Genomic DNA, 1,406 nt, shown 5'->3' on the forward strand with positions numbered 1-1,406 from the left:
AACCACGGCCTTTCACAGTGGGCCTGGAACCACGGCCTTTCACAGTGGGCCTGGGCTATACCCAGGGCTGGCTGCCCGACATGGAGCCCGAGCCGCACGACATTCCGCTCGATGCCATCCTGAACGACAAGGGCGTGGTCTGGCCGGTGTGACCGCTCAGCGCTCGCTTCGCCCGCCTTGGAAAGCAGGCGAGGGCCGGTATATTAGCCACTCGAGCAAAGCGGTTAATGACTAAAAAACAGGGAGCGGAGCATGGCAGGCAGTGGAGAAGACGGCAATACGGTGAGCAGCAGGATCAGGAAGGACCTGCTGAAAGTTCTGGCCCTCGCGCTGGTGACGCTGTTTCTGGTTCCGGGCTCAACCTTGCTGTTCGCCAGGCATGCACAGCAGCAACTCGACCGCACCATCATCCAGTCGATAGAGCGGCAGGTCGACCAGGACTCGAGCATGTCCGCCGAAAGCAAGGCGCACACCAAGAAGTTTTACCGTGACAACCCGGTCTCCCGCATATGTGCCGACGCCAACGCCGACCTCGTGCAGGACAGGGACATGTTCTGCGAGCCGTTCTCCGAAGTCTGGCAGTTTTACGCAGCGCATCTCATCGCCAAATGGACGATTGCCGGCGGTGTGGCCATCTTGCTGGTGGAACTGCTGCTGGGCGCCGTGGCTTTCTGGAACCGCAAGGCCCGGTACCTGAGTTTTGTGACCGGCTGGCGCCTGCTGAGCCTGGCCAGCGCGGCGCAAATGCTGGTGCAGGGCACCATGCTTGTCTGGCTGTCCTTTTGGGTGACGGCATTCTTCTTTCACGTGTATTACATCAAGCTGATCGCGCTGATCGGCTTTGTGGTGGCTGTCGCGGTGTTCTTTGCCATTGCCGGGCTGCTGCGGCGCCCCGCCATGGCAAACACCATTGACGGGGAGCTGGTCAGCGACGGCGACGCGCCGGGCCTTTGGGCCAACACACGCGCTCTGGCCGCGCGCCTGAAGACCGCGCCGCCCAAACAGATCGTGGCGGGCATTGACACCAATTTTTTTGTCACCGAAGCGCCGCTTACCGTGGCCGGCCAGGCGCTGACCGGCCGCACGTTGTTTGTCAGCCTTCCGCTGCTGCGGCTGCTGGACCGTGCCCAGGCCGATGCCGTGCTGGGCCATGAGCTCGCGCATTTTCGCGGTGGTGATGCCGCCAGCAGCGCCCGGCTTGGGCCCAAGCTTGTGCAGTACGACCACTACCTCGGCCTGATGCGTGGCGGTGGTCTGACGGTTGCGGTCTATCACCTGATGTACCTGTACCGGGTGATATTTGAATTCGCGCTGATGCGTGACAGCCGCGAGCGCGAATTCAAGGCCGACCGCGCCGCCGCGAAGCTGGTTTCGCCGCAGGCCATTGTGGAATCGCTGATCAAGAT

At 62.3% G+C, this 1,406-nt stretch carries 1 protein-coding gene; it reads left to right on the top strand.

The features are described 5' to 3' along the window. Positions 1-252: 252 nt before the first annotated feature. A partial coding sequence (locus tag AC1D1X_RS23265; RefSeq protein ID WP_477699340.1) for a M48 family metallopeptidase occupies positions 253-1,406 on the top strand: 1,154 nt, incomplete at its 3' end.

Source organism: Polaromonas sp. P1_G4 (assembly GCF_056405475.1).